General features: G+C 62.8%; 22 protein-coding genes. 13 read left to right on the forward strand and 9 right to left on the reverse strand.

Features of this window, described 5'->3' with window-relative positions; genetic code table 11:
- Positions 1-16 precede the first annotated feature (16 nt).
- Positions 17-1,261, forward strand: coding sequence for an ABC transporter substrate-binding protein (locus XH93_RS15385; RefSeq protein WP_194474169.1), 1,245 nt, complete (start codon positions 17-19; stop codon positions 1,259-1,261).
- Positions 1,262-1,385: 124 nt separating this feature from the next.
- Here XH93_RS15385 and XH93_RS15390 read toward each other — a convergent pair whose 3' ends face one another.
- The 3 genes from XH93_RS15390 to XH93_RS15400 all read right to left on the reverse strand — a co-directional run bounded on the left by XH93_RS15390 (position 1,386) and on the right by XH93_RS15400 (position 5,325).
- Complete coding sequence (locus XH93_RS15390; RefSeq protein ID WP_194474170.1) at positions 1,386-2,600, reverse strand: NAD(P)/FAD-dependent oxidoreductase; 1,215 nt, start codon at positions 2,598-2,600, stop codon at positions 1,386-1,388.
- Between the two features lie 365 nt (positions 2,601-2,965).
- The gene (locus XH93_RS15395; RefSeq protein WP_194474171.1) at positions 2,966-4,600 is read right to left on the reverse strand and encodes a thiamine pyrophosphate-requiring protein; all 1,635 of its coding nucleotides are present in this window, start codon (positions 4,598-4,600) and stop codon (positions 2,966-2,968) included.
- Between the two features lie 251 nt (positions 4,601-4,851).
- Positions 4,852-5,325: a DUF6647 family protein gene (locus XH93_RS15400; RefSeq protein ID WP_194474172.1), complete on the reverse strand. Its 474-nt coding sequence runs from the start codon at positions 5,323-5,325 to the stop codon at positions 4,852-4,854.
- Positions 5,326-5,452: 127 nt separating this feature from the next.
- On the opposite strand from XH93_RS15400, the gene XH93_RS15405 reads away from it, so the two are divergent.
- Positions 5,453-8,935 (forward strand): AAA family ATPase, encoded by a 3,483-nt coding sequence (locus XH93_RS15405; RefSeq protein WP_194474173.1) that lies wholly within the window; start codon positions 5,453-5,455, stop codon positions 8,933-8,935.
- 156 nt (positions 8,936-9,091) lie between these two features.
- Positions 9,092-9,256 carry a Flp family type IVb pilin gene (locus XH93_RS15410; protein WP_139858558.1) on the forward strand — a complete coding sequence of 55 codons (165 nt, stop codon included), beginning with the start codon at positions 9,092-9,094 and terminating at the stop codon, positions 9,254-9,256.
- Positions 9,257-9,287: 31 nt separating this feature from the next.
- Here the strand turns inward: XH93_RS15410 and XH93_RS15415 are convergent, their stop codons facing one another.
- Positions 9,288-9,518 (reverse strand): hypothetical protein, encoded by a 231-nt coding sequence (locus XH93_RS15415; protein ID WP_194474174.1) that lies wholly within the window; start codon positions 9,516-9,518, stop codon positions 9,288-9,290.
- A gap of 47 nt (positions 9,519-9,565) precedes the next feature.
- Positions 9,566-10,534, reverse strand: a complete 969-nt coding sequence (locus XH93_RS15420; protein WP_139482346.1) for a Ku protein — start codon at positions 10,532-10,534, stop codon at positions 9,566-9,568.
- A 250-nt stretch (positions 10,535-10,784) separates the two neighbouring features.
- Between XH93_RS15420 and XH93_RS15425 the strand changes: the two genes are divergently transcribed.
- The gene (locus XH93_RS15425) at positions 10,785-10,937 is read left to right on the forward strand and encodes a hypothetical protein (RefSeq protein ID WP_194474175.1); all 153 of its coding nucleotides are present in this window, start codon (positions 10,785-10,787) and stop codon (positions 10,935-10,937) included.
- 67 nt (positions 10,938-11,004) lie between these two features.
- Here XH93_RS15425 and rfbB read toward each other — a convergent pair whose 3' ends face one another.
- Together rfbB and rfbA are read right to left on the reverse strand one after the other, a co-directional pair.
- On the reverse strand, positions 11,005-12,096 hold the full coding sequence (gene rfbB / locus XH93_RS15430; RefSeq protein ID WP_194474176.1) for a dTDP-glucose 4,6-dehydratase: 1,092 nt from the start codon (positions 12,094-12,096) through the stop codon (positions 11,005-11,007).
- Positions 12,097-12,108: 12 nt separating this feature from the next.
- The gene (rfbA, locus tag XH93_RS15435) at positions 12,109-12,993 is read right to left on the reverse strand and encodes a glucose-1-phosphate thymidylyltransferase RfbA (RefSeq protein ID WP_194474177.1); all 885 of its coding nucleotides are present in this window, start codon (positions 12,991-12,993) and stop codon (positions 12,109-12,111) included.
- Positions 12,994-13,491: 498 nt separating this feature from the next.
- On the opposite strand from rfbA, the gene XH93_RS15440 reads away from it, so the two are divergent.
- From XH93_RS15440 to XH93_RS15460, 6 genes are all read left to right on the forward strand, one after another.
- Entirely contained in the window at positions 13,492-13,647 is a 156-nt protein-coding gene (locus tag XH93_RS15440) for a hypothetical protein (protein WP_194474178.1), read from the forward strand.
- Positions 13,648-13,800: 153 nt separating this feature from the next.
- Complete coding sequence (locus XH93_RS15445; RefSeq protein ID WP_194474179.1) at positions 13,801-13,995, forward strand: hypothetical protein; 195 nt, start codon at positions 13,801-13,803, stop codon at positions 13,993-13,995.
- A 127-nt stretch (positions 13,996-14,122) separates the two neighbouring features.
- Entirely contained in the window at positions 14,123-14,245 is a 123-nt protein-coding gene (locus XH93_RS42740; RefSeq protein ID WP_256436620.1) for a hypothetical protein, read from the forward strand.
- Between the two features lie 57 nt (positions 14,246-14,302).
- Complete coding sequence (locus XH93_RS15450; RefSeq protein WP_139857561.1) at positions 14,303-14,578, forward strand: hypothetical protein; 276 nt, start codon at positions 14,303-14,305, stop codon at positions 14,576-14,578.
- Between the two features lie 56 nt (positions 14,579-14,634).
- Positions 14,635-15,036, forward strand: coding sequence for a hypothetical protein (locus XH93_RS15455; protein ID WP_139482351.1), 402 nt, complete (start codon positions 14,635-14,637; stop codon positions 15,034-15,036).
- Between the two features lie 128 nt (positions 15,037-15,164).
- Positions 15,165-16,199, forward strand: coding sequence for an NAD-dependent epimerase (locus tag XH93_RS15460; protein ID WP_194474180.1), 1,035 nt, complete (start codon positions 15,165-15,167; stop codon positions 16,197-16,199).
- A gap of 8 nt (positions 16,200-16,207) precedes the next feature.
- Here XH93_RS15460 and XH93_RS15465 read toward each other — a convergent pair whose 3' ends face one another.
- Both XH93_RS15465 and XH93_RS15470 read right to left on the reverse strand, forming a co-directional pair.
- Complete coding sequence (locus XH93_RS15465) at positions 16,208-17,527, reverse strand: UDP-glucose/GDP-mannose dehydrogenase family protein (protein ID WP_194474181.1); 1,320 nt, start codon at positions 17,525-17,527, stop codon at positions 16,208-16,210.
- 200 nt (positions 17,528-17,727) lie between these two features.
- The gene (locus XH93_RS15470; protein ID WP_194474182.1) at positions 17,728-18,756 is read right to left on the reverse strand and encodes a UDP-glucuronic acid decarboxylase family protein; all 1,029 of its coding nucleotides are present in this window, start codon (positions 18,754-18,756) and stop codon (positions 17,728-17,730) included.
- Between the two features lie 130 nt (positions 18,757-18,886).
- Between XH93_RS15470 and XH93_RS41895 the strand changes: the two genes are divergently transcribed.
- From XH93_RS41895 to XH93_RS15485, 3 genes are all read left to right on the forward strand, one after another.
- Positions 18,887-19,108: a hypothetical protein gene (locus XH93_RS41895; RefSeq protein ID WP_210340487.1), complete on the forward strand. Its 222-nt coding sequence runs from the start codon at positions 18,887-18,889 to the stop codon at positions 19,106-19,108.
- A 224-nt stretch (positions 19,109-19,332) separates the two neighbouring features.
- Entirely contained in the window at positions 19,333-19,485 is a 153-nt protein-coding gene (locus XH93_RS15480; protein WP_194474184.1) for a hypothetical protein, read from the forward strand.
- 522 nt (positions 19,486-20,007) lie between these two features.
- Entirely contained in the window at positions 20,008-20,292 is a 285-nt protein-coding gene (locus XH93_RS15485) for a hypothetical protein (protein ID WP_194474185.1), read from the forward strand.
- The last annotated feature ends 59 nt before the right edge of the window (positions 20,293-20,351 follow it).

Here is a 20,351-nt window from a genome sequence, read left to right on the forward strand (position 1 = left end):
CAAAGCAAGGGAGATCATGATGTCCATCCATTCAACCGCCGCCCGCGCGAGCCTGCTGGCCTCCGCGCTCGCGCTATGCCTCGCGGCGCCGGCCTATGCGCAGTCCAAGGATCCGATCAAGATCGGCGTCATCGCCGAGGTGCAGTCGATCGCGGGCGCGGCGACACCGGGCGGCGCGCAGATCGCGGCCGACGAGATCAACGCCAAGGGCGGCGTGATGGGCCGCAAGATCGAAATCGTCACCTACGACAACAAGTCGTCGTCGGCGGACTCGGTGCGCGCCTTCCAGCGCGCGGTCAGCGAGGACAAGGTCTCGGCCGTGATCGCGAGCTACATCAGCGAGGTGGTGCTGGCGCTGGAGCCATGGGCGGCGCGGCTGAAGATGCCGCTGATCACGCCCGGCGCCGCGTCGAACGAGATCACCAAGGCGATTCACAACGACTATGAGAAGAACAAGTACACCTTCCACGGCTACCTGACGTCGGCCGCGCAGGCGCAACTGGTCTGCGATGCCGCCAAGGAGCTGCTCGCCGACAAGCTCAAGTTCAAGTCGGCGGCGATCATGAGCGAGGATGCGGCGTGGACCAAGCCGCTCGACGTCGGCTACGAGGCCTGCCTGCCGAAGGCCGGGCTGAAGGTGGTCGAGCACATCCGCTTCTCGCCCGATACCACCGACTTCACGCCGATCTTCAACAAGATCGAGGCGGCCAAGCCCGACGTGATCGTGACCGGCATCTCGCATGTCGGCGTGCAGCCGACGGTGCAGTGGAAGAACCAGCAGGTGCCGATCCCGATGTTCGGCATCAGTGCGCAGGCGCTCAGCCCGACGTTCTGGGCCGACACCAACGCCGCCGCCGAGGGCGTGCCGTCGCTCGCGGTCGCCACCCCCGACGTTGCGGTGACGCCGAAGACCAAACCGTTTGCGGCGGCGTTCAAGGCCAAGTTCGGCACCCCGCCGGCTTATACCGGCTACACCGCCTATGACGAGGTCTACATCATCGCGGAAGCGATCCAGCGCGCCGGCTCGACCGATCCGGACAAGATGATCGCCGAGCTCGAGAAGACCGATTTCGAGGGCACGATCGGCAAGATCCAGTTTTACGGCAAGAGCGACGAGTTCACCCACGGCATCAAGTCCGGCCCGGGCGCGGTGACCGGCCTGGTGTTCCAGTGGCAGGGCGGCAAGCAGATCACGGTCTGGCCGAAGGCGATCGCCGAGGGCGAGATGAAGTTTCCGAACTTCGTGAAGCTGTCGCAGTAAGGAAAAGCCTCACCACCGTCATTGCGAGCGAAGCGAAGCAATCCATCACTCCACTCGGGGTAGATGGATTGCTTCGTCGCTTCGCTCCTCGCAATGACGGCGGGGAGAACACGAGCGACGGAAACTACGTCTTCGTCTTTGGCGCGGTCTGGATCGTCGGCGCCGCCGCGGCGAGCAGCGCGGCGCGGTCGCCGTCGCGCGGCGGATAGATGCGCTGCTGGTTGATGGTCTGCTTGGTCACCTTGGCTGCCGCGCCCGTGGTGTGCACCTCGCGGTCCCAGCCGGTGGTGTAGAGCGCGCCCCAGGCGCCGAGGTCGAGCACGGTGACATACCAGTCGATGGTGAGCGGCAGCAGTTTTTCGCCGAAGAGATCGGCGACCACATTGTGGCCGGCGAAGCGGCCCATCGGCCGCGCGAACTGGCAGGACATCACGGTCGGATGCGTGCCGTCGATCAGGCAGGCGGCGACGTCGCCGGCGGCGAATACGCCGGTGAGGCCTTCGGCGCGCATGAAGTGGTCGACGGCGAGGCGGCCGAGCCCGTCGCGCTCGACCGCAAGAGCCGCGGCGAGCGGACTGGCGCGCATGCCGGCGCACCACACCACAGTCTCGGTCGGAATGGTCTCGCCCGAGCTCAAGGTGATGCTGCCGGCGTCGACGGCGTTGACCCTGACACTCAGCCGGGTCTCGACGCCGAGCGCCGACAGCGCCTCGTTGATCACGGGGCGTCCGTGCGCGCCAAAAGTCGCGCCGACAACCGGGTTGGGATCGATCAGGATGACGCGGCGGTCAGTGGTGATGCCGGCGCGCGCAAGCCTGGCCGGCATCTCGGTCGCGACCTCGATCCCGGTGAAGCCGGCGCCGACAACAACCACCGTCGAACGCGCCAGCGATGGCGGCTGGTTGCCAAGCGCCGCGAGGTGCTTTTCAAGTTCGATCGCGGCGTCATAGGTATCGACATCGAAGCCATGGATGGCGAGGCCTGGAATGGCGGGGCGCACCAGCTCGCTGCCGGTCGTCAGCACCAGCCGGTCGTAGGCGAGAACCTGCTTACCGGAGCTGCTGCTCACCGCGACTTGCCGTGCGGCCGGATCGATCGCCTCGACCTCGGCCACCATGTGATGGACGCCGACGGGATCGAGCAGGCCGGCCAGCGGCAGCGCGACGTCGCTGAGATCGACCTCGTAATTGCGCACCCGGATGTTGTGATAGGCGTTGCGGTCGACGACCAGGATCTCGGTATCATCAGCCCGCGCGCCGATCTCGTCGCGCTTGCGCGCCGCGCCGAGCGCGGCCCACAGCCCGGCAAAGCCTGCTCCCAGCACCAGGATGCGCGCCATCTTTCCCTCCTGCCTGACGGCAGGGAGCTTGCCCGTTCGGGCAAGGTCAAATCAAGTACCTGTAGCCCGGATGAAGCGGAGCGAAATCCGGGGACCGCTATCGCCGGATAGCGCGATTCCCGGATTGCGCTCCGCTTCATCCGGGCTACGGGAGTCCTCTCACCTCGCCCCGCTTGCGGGGAGAGGTCGGATCGCATCGCCAGATGCGATCCGGGTGAGGGGGACTCACCACCAGTCCGTCGCTCACCGACGTTGCGGAGACAGCCCCTCACCCCAACCCTCTCCCCGCATCCGCCTTCGCCCGAAGGCGGGCTTCGGCGGACAAGAGAGCGGGGCGAGGGAGCAGAGCACCGATGCGGCCAGTCTCACGTCCCCGGCCGCGAGACTTCCGTCTCTTTGCTGGTGATGAACTCCAGCAGCACCGGCACGCCTTCCCTGGTCTTCTGGATGCCGCGCTTGATGGCGGGGATGATGTCTTCCGGCTTGGTCACCCGCTCGCCATAGCCGCCGAAGGCGCGGGCCATTGCGGCGTAGTCGCCGGAGATGTCGGTCGAGCGGTATTTTTCCGTAGAGATCGGCATCACCTTCAATTCGATCGCCATCGAGAAATTGTTGAGCAGGATCGACATGATCGGGATGCGCTCGCGCACCGCGGTCTCGAAATCCATTCCGGTGAATCCGATCGCGGCATCGCCCCAGACGTTGATGCAGAGCTTGTCCGGCTTGGCCAGCTTGGCGCCCATCGCCAATCCCAAGCCGTAGCCGAGTTGCGTGGTCTTGCCCCAGCCGATGTAGGACAGCGGCTCGACCGATTTCCAGAACGGCGAGAGCTGGTCGCGCGGGCTGCCGGCGTCATGGGTGATGATGGTGTTGTGGATGTCGACGGTGTGCTGCAGGTCCCACAGCACGCGGTAGGGATTGAGCGGCGCCTCGTTGTGCGTCAGCTTCGGCATCCACTTTGCGAGCCACTCCTTGTGTGACGCCGCAATCTCCTCGGCGACCGCGCTGGCGTTGCGGTCGGAGGTCACGGTCTTGCCGATCTCCTCCAAGAGCGCATCGAGCACCAGGCCGGCGTCGCCGACGAGAGCCACCTTGGCCTCGACATCCTTGTTGATGTGGTTCGGATCCAGCGTCGAATGGATGATGGTCTTGCCCTTCGGCATCGCGATGCCGAACGAGGTCTCGGTGAAGGAGCAGCCGATGCCGAAGATCACGTCGGCGTCGCCGAGAAATTTCGGCACCGCGCGCGGCACCGCGAGGCCGCCGGAGCCGAGCGACAGCGGATGCGTCTCCGGGAAGGACGACTTGCCGCCGAGGCTGGTGGTGACCGGGATCGCGAGCCGCTCGGCAAGACGCTTCAGTTGCGGCCAGGCCTGCGCATAGTGCACGCCCTGACCGGCATAGATCACCGGGCGCTTTGCGTTGACGAGGAGGGCGGCGGCCTCCTTCACATGCACCGGGTCGGCACCGTAGCGGGTGCGCAGCACCGGCGTGTAGTTCAGCGGTTCCGGCACCTCCTCGTTCCACATGTCGGCGGGGATTTCCACGATCACCGGCCCGCCGCGGCCGTTCTTCAGTTTCGTGAACGCCCGCCGGAAGATGTTGCAGACTTCGGCCGCGATATTGATCGGCTCCGACGACTTCGAAAACGCCTTCATCGCCTGGCTGGAATTGAAGTTCGGGTCGATGTTGGCGAGCCGGCGCGCATAGCCCATCGGCAGCACCAACACCGGCACGGATTCGCCGTAGCACTGCGCGACGCCGCCCATCGCATTCTCGGCGCCCGGGCCGTGCTGCATGCAGAATGCGCCGATGCTGCGGCCCGAGGTGACGCGGGAGATCGCGTCCGCCATGTGCACCCCGATGCGCTCCTGGCGCACCATGACCGGGCGGATGTCGGCATTGGCGGCGTATTCGATCAGGTGGTTGACCGGATAGCCCGTGAGGATCTCGATGCCCTCGCGCTTCATGATTTCCGCGATCGCTGTGCCGAGCTTCATGACGGTCTCCCCTGGATGCGGCCGGTTTGGTCCGGCCTCGTTGTCGTCCTCTCTGCCAAGGGAACAGGATTTTGCAGGCTCGGTAAAGCGCAGCCGGGGCCGGATCAGGTAGTTCTGATATGCGTTTGCGAGCGATGGCGGGGCCGGCGCCCTTGCTGGCCGGCGGAACGATGCGGTCAGAGGGGAGCAGGCCCGTCGACCAGCAACCGCAGCGCAGCCCCGGTCAGGAGGAGCCAAGCGGTCGCCTTCTGCTAATGAAGGCCCATTGACATTGCGCACGACGTCGAAATCAGCAGCGTAAATCCATCAATCTTGAACTCATTCTCGAGACTTGTGCCGAACAGGCTCAGCCACTTGTCCTGCGCCTGATAGGCGAGCTTCTCGCGCTCTGCCGGGCATTCGTACGCGGCGCCGGCCTCGTTCTGCAGATGATGGACCATCTCGTGAACGAGAACCGACAGCTCTGCCGGCGTACGGCCGGACCATCGGTCCGAAAGATGGATCGTCCTTGTCCGATCGTTGTACACCGCGATGACGTCGCGCGGAGGATCATCCTGGGTCTCGAGGACGGACGCTTCGCGCTGCAACGGTGAAACGAGACCTTTCTCTCGTAACCCTGCCATTGCAACCGAGGGGGCGCGCTCGATGCGAGGATGCTCGAAATCGGCGGGAAGCCCGTAGTTGGTCGAAATCCAGATCGCTATTGCGGTGAGAAGTGCGTCCATCGGCCACCTCCATGCTTGGGGGCGGGGTCATTTAAACCCGTGGGAACGCGCCCGTCTTTGGGATAGGCTTGGCTTTGCCTTGGGAATTCGCTGGTTTTGTTTGCAAAGCGCACCCCGGTCAATTTCAATGATCTATGTTTTTGGGGATTTTGTTTTAGATACCGATTGCCGGGAATTGCGGCGCGGCACCGTTCTCGTCGGAACAGAGCCGCAAACCTTCGACCTGTTGCTCCATCTCATTCAAAACCGACAACGCGTCGTCAGCAAGGACGGCCTGCTTGCGGCGGTGTGGAATGGCCGCATCGTTTCGGAATCCACGCTCAGCAGTCAAATCGCGGCCGTCCGTTCCGCCATCGGTGACAGCGGCGAGCGGCAGGACCTTGTCCGTACCTTTGCCCGCAAGGGATTTCGCTTCGTCGGCGAGGTACAGGAACGATGCGGGGATCCGAAGATCGACCTGGTCACGGACGGCACGGACGGAGCGAAACAGCCGCTCAACGACGCGAGCGGGCCTGAACGCCGGCAACTGTCGGTCATGGTCTGCAAACTGGCCGACATCGATTTTCGCTCAAGCCGGGATCCGGAGAGCCTGCTGGAACCGGTGTCGGCGTGCCATGGCAAAATCAAGGAAGTCATCGCCGCCCATGACGGCTTTATCGCCAAGTCGCTGGGCGACGAGATCGTGGTCTATTTCGGCTATCCGCGTGCCCGCGAAGATGACGCAGAACGGGCAGTGCTCGCGGGACTGGCGGCAATCAAGTCCGTCGGAACGGTCGGCAAGCTACAGCAAAAATCGCCGCAGCTGCGCGTCGGTGTTGCAGCCGGCCTCGCCGTCGTCGGCGATTTTCATGACCTCGGATTTACGGCCGATCATACGGCGATCGGTGGTGCACTCCCGCTGGCAGCTGAACTTGCGGCGTGCGCCCCACCCGGCACGCTGGTGATCTCAGCCGGCGTGCACCGCCTGCTCGGCGACCTCTTCAACTACGGTGAACCTGCAGCATTCAGTGTGAGGTCCAGCGTCGAGCCGATCAAGACCTGGCGGGTGCTTGGTGAAAGCGCCACCGCAAGCCGCTTCGAAGCCCTGCATTCCAGACCCCTCAAGCTGCTCGGGCGCCAGGAGGAACTGGTGCTCCTGCAGCGGCGCTGGCGACAGGCCAGGACAGGCGAAGGTCGGGTCGTGCTGATTTATGGAGAGCCCGGTATCGGAAAATCCCGCCTCGTTTTCGCCCTCCGGGAGACTCTCAAGAGCGGCGCGCACCATTGTCTACGCTTTCAATGCTCACCGCATCGAACCCGCACCGCGCTGCATCCGGTCATCGGTGAGCTCGAACATGCGGCTGGCTTCGCGGCCGGCGATGACGACGCCGTCAAGTTCGGGAAGCTGGAGGCGCTGTTCGCCGCCATGTTGCAGGGGCCAGGCAATGACGCCGCGTTGTTTGCCGACCTGCTCTGCCTCGGAAGGCATGCCGAATCTCCGTTTCTCTCGACAAGTCCTCAGCGGCGAAAGGAGCTGATCATAGAGCGATTCATCGAGCGGATCGCGAGCCTTGCGGCCGGCAAGCCGATACTCATCGAATTCGAGGACGCGCATTGGATAGATCCCACAAGTCTCGAACTGTTCGATATTCTCGTTGATCGCATCCGCACGCTTCCCGTTCTGCTGATCGTGACCTACCGGCCGGAATTTGCTCCGCCCTGGCTCGGTCAGTCACATGTGACGGTCCTGACGCTGAACAAGCTCGGCCGTCGCGACAACGCGGCTCTCATTCGCAGCGTGGCGAAAGCAGAACTTCCATCGTGCCTGCTTGAACAGATCATTTCGCGAACCGATGGCATACCCCTGTTCGTCGAGGAGATGACCAAGTCCGTCCTGGAGAGCAACATCGTGCGTGAACGGGATGGCGCTTACGTTCTCGCGGAAGGATCGCCGGTTCTCTCCGTGCCTGGCACGCTGCAGGCCTCTCTGGTGGCCCGGCTGGATCGGCTGTCACATCTGCGCACGGTCGTGCAGGCCGGAGCGGCACTGGGACGCGAGTTCTCTTATCCGTTGCTTCGAGCCGTCTGCAACTTGAGCGATGCGGAACTGAATCCGATGCTCGACCAGCTTGTCGCGTCCGAGTTGGTACGACGGCGCGGCACGGCTCCGCACGCAATGTATACGTTCAAGCATGCGCTGGTGCAGGAGGCGGCCTATGCCACCATGCTCAAGGGTCAACGACAGCAGATGCACGCTCGCATCGTAGAGGTCTTTGAAGGCGAAGCACGCGAAATGCTGGAGCGCAATCCGGACGTGCTCGCCCATCACTGCACCGAGGCCGGCGCTTTCGTGAAGGCTATCGGGTTTTGGCTGAGGTCGGCCCGGATGTCGCTCGATCGGTCAGCCGCTGCGGAGGCGCATGCGCACGTGGAACGGGCGATGGGCCTGCTTTCGCAGATCGAGGACGACGCGACGCGTCGCCAACTCGAGGGCCGGGTGCAGAACGCGCTGGGCGACACCCTGATTCAGACCCGAGGATTCGCCTCGCCCGAAGTCGCAGCCGCCCTGTTGAAAGCGCGCGAGCTCATCGATGAATCCATTCATCCGCTCGAGGGCCTGCGCGCACTTTGGGGGCTGTTCAATTACCGTTTGATGCGATCGGAGTCGATGGAAAGCCTGCGTCTTCTCGAGCCGTATCTGCAAAGGCAGAACGATCGACTGGGCGCCACGATCGTGCATCATCTGTCCGGAACTGCCTGCCTGCATATCGGCAGGTTTAGGGACGCAGTATTTCATCTCGAGAAAGCCCTTTCGCTCTACGACGAAACGGCCTGCCGTCCCATCGGCATGCTTAGCCATCATATCCAGTCATTTTCGTTGATTTGGCTTAGCCTGGCCTATCTGTATCTCGGCGAGATCGAGCGGGCGACCGAAGCGATCGCGGCCGCCATCAAGGACGCGCGAAGCCGCTCGCATCCCTTCACACTGGTGTCAGCCCTGCTGGCGGAGGCCCGGTTTCGCATTCATACACGCGATCCAAGGGCTGCAATCGCGGCCATCGATGAAGGCCTCGCAATCGCGACCGAGCAGCGCAGTCCCTATCACGTCTCGCGGGCCAACATTCTGAGAGCCGTCACCTTCATCGAAAGCGGGAACGACAGCGAGGGGATTGCCTTGATGGAGCAGGCGCTCGCCGCGCATCGAAAGACAGGGGCGAATTTCCAGAGTGGCTTCAATCTCTCTTGCCTCGCCAAGGCCTATGCCGGGACGCGTGACGGGGATCGCGCGCTGGGCTACGCGGATGAGGCCATCAAGGAGGTGGAGCGAACCGGTGACTGCTGGTGGGCCGCCGAAGCGCACAGAATACGGGGCGAGATATTGCTGAAGCTGGCTCCCAACAACCGCCTACAGGCGGAAAGCTGCTTCCAGGCCGCACAGAGTTGCGCACGAAGTCAGGACGCCAAATTATGGGAATTGCGCGCCGCATACGATCTGGCAAATCTGCGGAGTTCGGAAAACCGCAATAAGGAGGCCAGAACGGTTCTGCTTTCGGTCTATCGTGGATTTCCGGACGGCGTCGATCTGCCGGACCTCAAGGATGCGGGCCAATTGCTGAGCAGGCTTGGCTGAATGCGGCCGGATCATGAAGGATGTGACGTGATTCCGTACAACCGTTAAGCGATCGTTCATCCTGTCCATCAATGGGGCGTCAACCAATGTGACCTAGTTTTGCTGGAATATTTCTACGGCGCGAGCGAAAACCGCAGGCGTCGACAGGAGCTTTTCATGCGTGCGTTGCTTGCAGGATTCTTGCGCGATGAGGGCGCTGCAACCGCCATCGAATATGCGGTCATTGCAGGCGGCATCAGCATCGTGATCGTCGCCGTGGTCAATGGCATCGGCCTCAATGTGGCCGGCCGCTTCCAGTCCTACAGCTCGGCGCTGAAGTAAGCGCGGCTGTTCAACCGCAATACGATTTAGCCTAGTCGTCGCCGTCGCCGTTCAACGCGCGCAGCATTGCGATGCGCGCGAACATCAGCCAGCCGCCGCCGGTTTCGGCCGCATTGATCAGGTGCTCGACCGCGATCTGCCAGCGCGGTTCCTGCTGGGCGTCCTCGGGCAGTTTCATGATGTAGTCGGCCGCCTGCTGCAGCGTCACGAGGCTGCCGCGCCGCAGCGCGATCGGTTCGTCGAAGGGCGTCGACCAGGGCATCTTAGAGGCGGCAAATCGCGATCATGGTTTGCCGCCGCGGGCTCCGATCAGCCCGCCTTCTTCCGCGCAGCGGTGCCTTGCGCGCGTGCCGGCTTCTCGGCCTTCTTCGGCTCGGGTTTTGCCGCTTCCTTGGGCTCGCGCTTGCCGCTGCCCGAGATCGGCAGCAGCATTTCGCGCTGGCCCTCGGCGCGCTTCTTCGGCTTCTTGCCCTTTGCCGCCTTGGCGGCGGGCGCCGCCTCCTTCTCGTTGGCGAGGCTCTTCTTCAGCGCGTCCATCAGGTTGATGACGTTGCCGCTGGCCTTCGCCGCGGGCTTCGTCACCTTGATGCCGTTGCGCTTCTGGTTGATCAGCTCGATCAACGCCTCTTCATAGCGGTCCTCGAACTCCTCCGGATCGAACTCGGCCGACTTCTGCTCGACGATGTGCTTGGCGAGATCCAGCATGTCCTTGGTGATCTTCACGTCCTGGATGTCGTCGAAATATTCCTTCTCGCTGCGCACCTCGTAGGGGTAGCGCAGCAGCGTGCCCATCAGCCCGTTGTCGAGCGGCTCGAGCGCGATGATGTGCTCGCGGTTGGTCAGCACCACACGGCCGATCGCGACCTTGTTCAGGCTGCGGATGGTCTCGCGGATCACCGCGAAGGCGTCGTGGCCGACCTTGCCGTCGGGAACGAGATAATAGGGACGGATCAGATAGCGGCTGTCGATCTCGGAGCGCGGCACGAACTCGTCGATCTCGATGGTGCGGGTCGACTCCAGCGCGATGTCGTCGAGCTCTTCCTTGGTGATCTCGATGTAGCTGTCGGTGTCGACCTTGTAGCCCTTCATGATGTCTTCGGAGGCCACTTCCTCGCCGGTCTCCGCGTCGACCTTGGCGTATTTGATGCGGTGGCCGGTCTTGCGGTTGATCTGGTTGAACGAGACCTTTTCGGTGTCCGACGTCGCCGGGTACAGGGCAACCGGGCAGGTCACGAGCGAAAGGCGCAAAAAGCCCTTCCAGTTGGCGCGGGGGGCCATGGCAAAACTCCGATTACGCAACCGACGGAACGGTCAAGGATAACACCGGGAACCCCAGTTTGAAACAACAGGGCCCGGTGAATCTCGCAACGGCGTTAACCGTGGTTTGGTGCTGCGCCCGTTTGACGCAAGCGCGCCATGCCGGCGAGGGGCCTGTGGAGCCGGAACATCGCACCGGATGGTGCGTTGGCTGTTCGAAGGGGAGCGGGCAATTGCCCGGAATAACAGGTACTTAAGCGGAGAAATCCCCATGGCTATGGAACGACACGGCCAGACCATCGAAACCCCGACCGAAGCGCGTCAGGCCGAGCCGGGCCCTTCGGTTCTCGCGCTGCTCACGGCTTCGACCAGCCTCGCCGTCTTGATCCTCGGCGTGATCTGGTTCTCGTTCTTCCGCATGTAGCGGAGCGGCCGACGCCAGCTGCCGGCCCCATCCGTGAGGGGCCCTGGTCGGCTGGGTGGCCGGATTCTCAGGCCCCGGATCGCCGGTCCGGTGCCGCAAGCCCGAGGCGTTTCGCTTCATAGCCGGAGTTCTGGATCGACTGCCACCAAGGCCTGTTGGCGAGATACCAGCGGACAGTCTTGGCGAGCCCGCTGTCAAAGTTCTCGGTCGCACGCCAGCCCAGTTCGCGTTCGAGCTTCGTGGCGTCGATCGCGTAGCGGCGGTCGTGGCCGGGGCGGTCAGTCACGAAGGAGATCAGCCGGCTCCGTGCGCCGTGGTCTGACGGTTGCTGGCGGTCGAGCAGCCCGCACAGGGTCTCGACGACATCGAGATTGGTCCGCTCGTTGCGGCCGCCGACATTGTAGGTCTCGCCGATCCGCCCATGCGCGAGGATGGTATGCAGCGCGCGGGCATGATCCTCGACAAAGAGCCAGTCGCGGATGTTCTGCCCGTCGCCATAGACCGGAAGCGGTTCCTCGGCGAGCGCCTTGATGATCATGTGCGGGATCAGCTTCTCCGGAAACTGATACGGCCCGTAATTGTTGGAACAGTTCGAGATCAGGCAGGGCAGCTCGTAGGTCTCGCACCAGGCGCGCACCAGATGATCCGATGCGGCCTTGCTGGCGGAATAGGGCGAGTTCGGCGCGTAGGGACTTTGTTCCGTGAACGCACCCTCCGGGCCGAGCGAGCCGAACACCTCGTCGGTGGAGACATGCAGCAGGCGGAACGATCTGCGTTCCGCCGGCGTCAGCGTGCGCCAGTGGCGCAGTGCCTCCTGCAGCAGCGTGAAGGTGCCGTTGATATTGGTCGTGATGAACGCCTGCGGACCATCGATCGAGCGATCGACGTGGCTTTCGGCGGCGAGATGGATCACGGCCTGTGGCCGGTAGCGGGCAAACAGCGCCTGCAGCGCCGCGCCGTCGCAGATGTCGGTTGCGGCGAGCGCATAGCGCGCCGACTGCGCCGCGGCCTGCGGAATCGAATCCAGGCTGGATGCATAGGTCAGCTTGTCGATGTTGACGATCGCAACATCGGTGGTGTCGAGAAAATGCCTGATCACGGCGGAACCAATGAAGCCGGCTCCGCCCGTCACGAAGATCGTTGATCGGTTCTGGCTCATGCCCGAGCACCGCTATCGCTGCGACTTCGCGAAACTGTGATAGACCGACAGCAGATATTCGCCATAGCTGCTCCTGGCCGATCGCTGCGCCAGATCGTGGAATTGATCGAGCGTGATGTTTCCCATCCGCAGCGCGATCTCCTCGATGCAGGCAATCCGCAACCCCTGCCGCTGCTCCAGGATCTGGACGAAATGGCTGGCTTCGACCAGCGAGGCGTGCGTGCCGGTGTCGAGCCAGGCAAAGCCGCGATGGAGCATCTCGACCGAGAGCTCGCCGCGTTCCAGGTAGACGCGGTTGACGTCGGTGATCTCGACTTCGCCGCGGACCGACGGTTTCACCGAGGCCGCGATATCGAGGATGGTGTTGTCGTAGAAATACAGGCCGGTCACCGCGACATCCGATTTCGGATGCGCCGGCTTCTCCTCGATCGAGATCGGCCGGCCCCGCGCGTCGAGCTCGACGACGCCGTAGCTCTGCGGCGAGGATACCGTGTAGCCGAAGATCGTCGCGCCCTTGGCCCGGTCGCCGGCCCGCTTCAGCTTGTCGCCCAGCCCGTGACCATAAAAGATGTTGTCGCCCAGGATCAGGGCGACGCTGTCGTCGCCGACGAACTCGCGCCCGACCACGAAGGCGTCGGCGAGGCCGCGCGGCCGCTCCTGCGCCGCATAGGAGAATTTGAGGCCGATCTCGCTGCCTTCGCCGAGCAGCCGGCGGAACAGGTGCTGATCCTCCGGCGTGGTGATGATCAGGATATCCTTGATTCCCGCGAGCATCAGCGTCGACAGCGGATAGTAAATCATCGGCTTGTCGAACACCGGCAGCAATTGCTTGGAGACCACCGTGGTCACGGGATAGAGCCGTGTCCCGGTTCCGCCCGCAAGAATTATCCCCTTCATCTCACCTCTCGCCTCAGGATTGAGGGTTGCCCCAAGCCTAAGCTCTAGCACAGATTTTACCTGCGGAAGGGGGCTGTTGGCCGGATTTGCCGTCGCCCGTGGGCCCCGCCGGGGCTTGCTGCGTGCGTCAGGCCGGACCGCGCCCGCCCGCCGTAGCATGTGCAATGCCGCCGTTCGTTGCCGAGGTGAGATTCCGGTGCGCATGTCGCGCATTCCAACACGCCGCGCGCTTAAGCATGCTGAGGTGTGGACGCGCTCACATCGCTTCGGAATGATCGCCGCTAGCTTGTCGAAGCATCAGCTCCGTCTCTCCGGTAACCACGATCAGTCAGGTTGAATTGCAGATCTCTTCGAGGGGCTGTTTCTCAACGCTAGCGTCGAGATCGATTTTGCTTTTCCGACTCGCAACTCGAAGCGGGCCGGCTTGCGCACAATTGCGTCACGAGACTATCGGATTTGACTGATAGGACACCCGAATCGTTGCACCCGAGCTTCACCATGTCGTCTCAACCGGAAAAGATATCGCTGCTGTTGCGGTTCAAGGAGAAGGGGCTTTCCGGCGCTTTCGTCGCGCTGACGGTGCTCGCGATGGTGGGATGGATTTATCTGCTGAGTTCGATGTTTGTTAGATTCGTTCTCTGGTTCTTTTCCTGAGAATCGGCATCATTTGCATTGATCACTTTTGCAGCGCTCGGTTGCACAATAAATTCAACCGATGAACAATCTTTCGGCGCGCTGAACCATCATGTGGTCACATCTTCGGACTCTAAGTTCAACAAACTAAAATTCCGAACCGGGACAACTGCGATGGCTACTGCTCTCCTCACCCTTGCAGCAGCGTTTGCTGCGGGATTCTTCGCCGGCTATTGGATGCGTGCCTTGCGCTCCCACAAGCGCCGTGCCCACTACCAGATGTATGCGCCGTATCAGATGTCGTCGGGCGGCGCGCCGAAGCCGAACGCCAAGAGCAGCACGTTCGGCCATCCGCGGCGCGCGTTCTAGATCGAATGGATCGAACTCGTCGGTGAACTGCGATTGGCATGACACTTGCTGATCAATCGGATTGAGCCAACGAGTAAGCCACATCAGCGCGCGTCAAGGTTGTGTAGTGTTCGGTGGAGTGAGTTGCTTGCATACCGTGCTGATCGTGATCCTGGCTGGTGCAATTGTCCTGATCCTGGGCAAATTGCACAGCTACTATCTGGACGAGAACGAGAGGATCATGCGGGGCGAGCGCAGGTTTGACCACTAGCGTGGCCTGACGCATGATCGCGGAACGCAGCCTCGGTCGCACGAGAGGTGTCGCACGATGAGTGATCCGGCCAGTAACGCGCCCAGGCGTTATGTCGTCGACGGCAATGGCCACCGTGTTCTGGTCGGTCTCTCCCGTGAGGAGACCTCGGAATTCGAACGGCTCGAGGCCAGCTTCCAGGTGCTGCAGCGGGATGGCGCGGGGCCCGATCAACCGCTGTCGAACCCGGAACGGCGATGGCGCGAACTGTACGGCAAGCACGACGTGGCCTGGCTCCGATGGATCGCCGACCTACGCGGGCGCCGGGAGCGGAATTTACCAGTCCTTAACTAAGGCCGGGTGATTTTGGAAGACGCAGACCGACCAGGCCTGAATCGGATTTTGCCCAGATGTTTCAGCTGTTTTTGCAGTCCCGCGCGCAAAACCTCGTCAAGTCGCGGCTTGGCGGCGAGGCCTTCAAGGCGCGCTCGCCGGAGCGGGATGCCGAGACCGACCGCGGCCGGATCGGCTCGATCATGGCTGCGATCGACGCGGCTTTGGAGGCGGCTGAAAGCGAGCAGGCCGGGCTCAGCCGCCGGGTCGAGGACGTGCTGGCCCGCGCGGCCGTGACGCTTGGCAACGGCACCGACGAATATCTGGAGCGTGAGGCGCTCGACAACTACCACCAGGATCTCTTCGATAAGGAGATCCTGAACGGGCAGCGCCGCCTGAAGGAATTGGCGACCGAAATTTCGCATTTCAAGTTCATGAAAGCCGCGGTGCTGAGCCGGTTTCCCGATTTCAAGCCTTGAACCGGCCGCGCCGCCCGATTACCAAGTTCCGCGTCCTTCGTCCGCCATGTTGATGCGCAGGTGCGCTTCGCGTGACCCCGCGTGTCGGTGGCGGTCGCGAGCCCGCAGGCGAGGGTGCGAGCAGAGATATGGCGATCCAAGGCTTAGCGCTTCAAGGCAATCTGCTGGTCACGGGGTGTGCCGGCTTCATCGGTTTTCACCTGGTCGAGCATCTGTTGCGGGCAGGGCAGCCCGTCGTCGGCGTCGACAACCTCAACGACTATTACGATCCCGCGCTCAAGCGCGCGCGGCTCGATCGCCTCAATCAGGGGGCCGGCTTCAGCTTCCTGCAGGTTGATCTGGCCGACCGGGCGGCGATGCGCGAATTGTTCGAGCGCCACCGTTTCGAGGTTGTGGTTCATCTCGCGGCGCAGGCCGGGGTGCGCTATTCGCTGCAGAACCCGCATGCTTACGCGGATTCCAACCTGGAAGGCTTCCTCAACGTGCTGGAAGGCTGCCGGCACAATGCGTGCCGGCATTTGCTGTTCGCCTCGTCCTCGTCGGTCTACGGCGCCAACACCAAGCTGCCGTTCTCGGTCCACGACAATGTCGATCATCCGGTCAGCCTGTATGCGGCGACCAAGAGGGCCAACGAGCTGCTGGCGCATTCCTACAGTCATCTGTATCGGCTGCCGACCACCGGCCTGCGCTTCTTCACCGTGTACGGGCCGTGGTATCGGCCCGACATGGCGCTCTATCTGTTCGCGAACGCCATCACCAAGGGACAGCCGATCAATCTGTTCAACAACGGCAACATGCGCCGCGACTTCACCTATGTCGACGACGTCGCCGAAGCGATGGTCCGCTTGCTCGACCGTGCGCCGCAGGGTGATCCCGCCTGGTCGGGCGACCATCCCGATCCGGGCACGAGCAAGGCGCCGTGGCGGATCTACAATATCGGCAACAACAAGCCGGAAGAGCTGATGCACGTGGTCGGGCTGCTCGAGCAGGGGCTCGGCCGGCAAGCCGAGAAGAATCTGCTGCCGATGCAGCCGGGCGACGTGCCCGCAACCTTCGCCGACATCACCGACCTTGCGCGCGATATCGGCTTCCGGCCGCAGACCAGGATCGAGGACGGCGTGGCGAAATTCGTCGCCTGGTATCGCGACTATCACCGCGTCTAAAGGGCTCGTTACATCTGCGGCCGAGAGCGGCGGCCGACGCTTTCGTACTGAAAACCGTGGCCGGTGACCTCGTCCGGACGGTAGATGTTGCGGAGGTCGACGATCACCGGGCAGGCCATCTCCCGCTTCAGCCGCGCGAGGTCGAGCGCGCGGAACTGCTCCCATTCGGTCACGATCACCAGCGCGTCGGCGTCCTTGGCGCATTCGTAGGGGCCGTCGCAGTAGGTCACGTCGGACAGCTCGCTGCGCGCCTGCTCCATGCCCTCGGGGTCATAAGCCTTGATGGTGGCGCCGAGATCCTGCAGCGCGGTGACCAAGGGAATCGACGGCGACTCGCGCATGTCGTCGGTGTTCGGCTTGAAGGTCAGGCCGAGCAGCGCCACGGTCTTGCCGCGCAGCGATCCGCCGAACACGGCGGCGACCTTGCGGGCCATCGCGCGCTTGCGGTTCTCGTTGACCGCAATCACCGCTTCGACGATGCGGACCGGCGCCTCGTAATCCTGCGCCGTCTTGATCAGGGCGCGGGTGTCCTTCGGGAAGCACGATCCGCCGAAACCGGGACCGGCGTGCAGGAACTTGGTGCCGATCCGGTTGTCGAGGCCGATGCCGCGCGCGATCTCCTGCACGTCGGCGCCGACCTTCTCGGCGAGGTCCGCGATCTCGTTAATGAAGGTGATCTTGGTGGCGAGGAAGGCGTTCGCCGCATATTTGATCAGCTCGGCGGTGCGCCGCCCGGTGAACATCACCGGCGCCCGGTTGAGATAGAGCGGGCGATAGATTTCGGCGATCACCTTGCGCGCGCGCTCGTCGTCGGTGCCGGCGACGATACGATCGGGGTGCTTGAAGTCGCGGATCGCGGCGCCTTCGCGCAGAAATTCCGGATTGGATGCGACCGCGACGTCGGCCGCGGGATTGGCCTCGCGGATCAGCCGCTCGACCTCGTCGCCGGTGCCGACCGGCACCGTCGACTTGGTGATCACGACGGTGAAATCCTTGAGGCTCGCCGCGACCTCGCGCGCGGCGGCGTAGACATAGCTGAGGTCGGCATGGCCGTCGCCGCGCCGCGAGGGCGTTCCGACCGCGATGAACACCGCGTCCGACTTGCTGACGGGGTCGGCGAGTTCGGTCGAGAAGGTCAGGCGGCCGGCGCCGACATTGGTCGCCACCAGGCGGTCGAGGTCCGGCTCGAAGATCGGAATCTCACCGCGATGGAGCGCCGCGATCTTGTCGGCGTTCTTGTCGACACAGATGACCTGATGGCCGAAATCGGCAAAGCAGGCTCCGGAGACCAGGCCGACGTAACCTGTCCCGACCATCGTTATGCGCATGTCAGGCCTTGGTGCAAGCGAGCGACATGACCTTGGCTCCGCCGGATCGCCGCGATCCTAAGCTTTCGCAGCGAGCGGGGCAACCGTGCTTGTCGCGCGAGGAGTCACCGCGGGCCACGGCGCGGGCTCGCGCGTCACCATGAGGCCGGACGCCGCCGTGCATCAGGCCGAGCCGGACCCTTCGGTCCTGGCCCGGTTACCTAAGTTGCCGGGATCGCGATGCCCCGGCTGCCTGCATGCGGACGCCTCGACGGACCATGAGCGAGCCGGCCGTCGGCATCCGTGAGCAGTCCCTCAAAATAGGCGACCGTGCGTGCGAGACCTTGGCGGATCGCCGTCCGTGGCGCCCACCCGAGCATGGCCTTGGCGCGCGAAATGTCAGGTTGGCGTTGCCGCGGATCGTCTTGCGGGAGCGGACGATGGACGATTTTCGAGTGAGAGCCGGTCAATTCGATCGTCAGTTCCGCGAGCTCGCGCATGGTGATCTCATGCGGATTGCCGAGATTCAATGGTCCGGTGACCTCGTCAGGCGACTGCATCAGGCGCACCAGCCCATCGATCAGATCGTCGACGTAGCAGAACGCCCGGCTCTGCAGGCCATCGCCGTAAACCGTGATGTCCTGCCCACGCAACGCCTGGACGATGAAATTCGAAACCACGCGACCGTCGTTCGGGTGCATGCGCGGTCCATAGGTATTGAAGATGCGCGCAACCTTGATGGGCATGCCATGTTGACGTCGATAATCGAAGAACAGGGTTTCGGCACAGCGTTTTCCCTCGTCGTAGCACGAGCGGGGCCCGATCGGGTTGACGTTCCCCCAATACGCTTCGGTTTGAGGATGCGTTGAAGGATCGCCATAAATCTCGGAGGTCGAGGCCTGCAGGATCTTCACTTTGAGCCGCTTGGCCAGCCCGAGCATATTGATGGCGCCGATCACGCTGGTCTTGGTGGTTTGAACCGGGTCGTGCTGGTAATGCACGGGAGAAGCCGGGCAGGCCAGATTGTAGATTTGGTCGACCTCAACATAGAGCGGGAACGTTACGTCGTGACGCAACAGCTCGAAGCGATGATGATCGAGAAGATGCTCGACGTTGCTTCGTGTCCCGGTGAAGAAGTTGTCCACGCAAAGGACTTCCGCGCCGCTTGCAAGCAGACGCTCGCAGAGGTGCGAACCAAGAAACCCTGAGCCGCCAGTCACCAAAATCCGTTCGGCCAGATTGTAAGGCATGACTTCCCCTACATTTGCGACAACCAATCGAGGAAAGCGAAGGATGTCGTGACTGCTAAGCGTCCTGCCATCCGAAGAATGCGAAGAACATGTCAAAGTTAAGGTTTGTTCATCGCGTGACCGCGAGGACATGAAATGGAACTTGTTGAATGTGTACCGCCTCGCGGCTGCGCCTGAGCGAGTTGCATGCACACGTGCGATCAAATTGGGCATGGTGACGATCATGCCGGCGGCAGAGGCGCCGGACGACCTCGAGTTTGATGCGTTCGTCGCGTCCGCCGACATTATCGGTCTCGTCGGCCGAGCCATGCTGGCCAATGGCGTGCGGCGCGCGCATGATCCGCGACATTGAGCAGTCACGAACATTCTGGCCATCGCCACAGACCGGAATAGGGCTCTTCGGCGAGCGCCTTGATGATTCAAGCGCCTGTGTGCGCGCAAGCGTCTGTGTACGCGCAATTGTGAATGTGATCGTTCGACATGCGCATGGTGCCGTGTGACTGCGCGACAGCCCGTCATGAGATGATCGAATTTGATGAGTACGTCTGATCGTCGACTTGGGGGCGAGCCGGATACATGTTTTATCGATTCAAGTTTCCTCTGCTGACGCAGTTGAAAGAGAAGAGTCTTGCCGGCGTCCTTGTTGGCCTGGTCGTTCTTGCCATTACGGGATGGATCTATCTGCTGAGCACGATGTTCCTGAAATTTGCGCTATGGTTCTTCTCGTGAGGAAGCAACCCACATGCACGCGTGTGATCGGTTCTGCGCCGTTGGGCTGCACAAAGAATTTGGCAGATGAACAATCTTTCGGCGCGCTGAATCACGATGTGGTCACAACTTCGGACTGTAGATGCGAAAGCGGGACGAATTGGGAAGATGGACATGCTTGGTGGTCTGATCTCGTTGACGACGTTCTCGGTGGGCTTGTTCGCCGTTACGCGCTTCGGGCCTGGCGATCGCACAAGCATTCCAGCCTTAGCATTCCAGCCTTGCCGGCCATCGCGCAGCAGGCTCGCGCCTTGTGATGACGGCCGCAGTCACGCGTCGGCTTGATCATGCGCGGACGCCTGTGTTGCCGCCGGCGATGGCCGCTGTCTCGAAAACGCGTCAGGTCGGTCGAACTGGCTGAGGGGAACCGGGTGTTGGTCGTTCCGCGAATACCCCGATCGCCGTTGCCTGCCCGCCCGGATCAGCCCGGCGGCGGCTTGCGGCTCGAGCCTGCTTCTCGCTCGCAAAACGAGTTCCCGTAAAATGAATGACCTCAGGAGGAACTCGCCACGGCGCTATTTCATCGACGATGACGGCCGGCGCGTTTTGATCGGTCTCACTTTTGAGGAGACCTTCGAGTTCGAGCGGCTCGATCATCTGTCGGATCTGCACGATGCCGGGCACGTGCTGTGGGACCCCAGCGGCCGCCCGGCCAGCGGGCCGGCGCAGCGTTGGCTCGAATTGTACAGCAAGCACGATCGTGCGTGGTTGCAGTGGATGGAGAGTGCGCGTAATGCGCGCAAAAAGGACTTGCCCATTCTCAGCTAAGGACGAGGCGATTTTGGATGCGATCGTCTCGCAAGGCGTTCCATATCGGGACCGTGTCT

The sequence above is a fragment of the Bradyrhizobium sp. CCBAU 51753 genome, from assembly GCF_015291565.1.
Taxonomy (GTDB): Bacteria; Pseudomonadota; Alphaproteobacteria; order Rhizobiales; family Xanthobacteraceae; genus Bradyrhizobium; species Bradyrhizobium ivorense.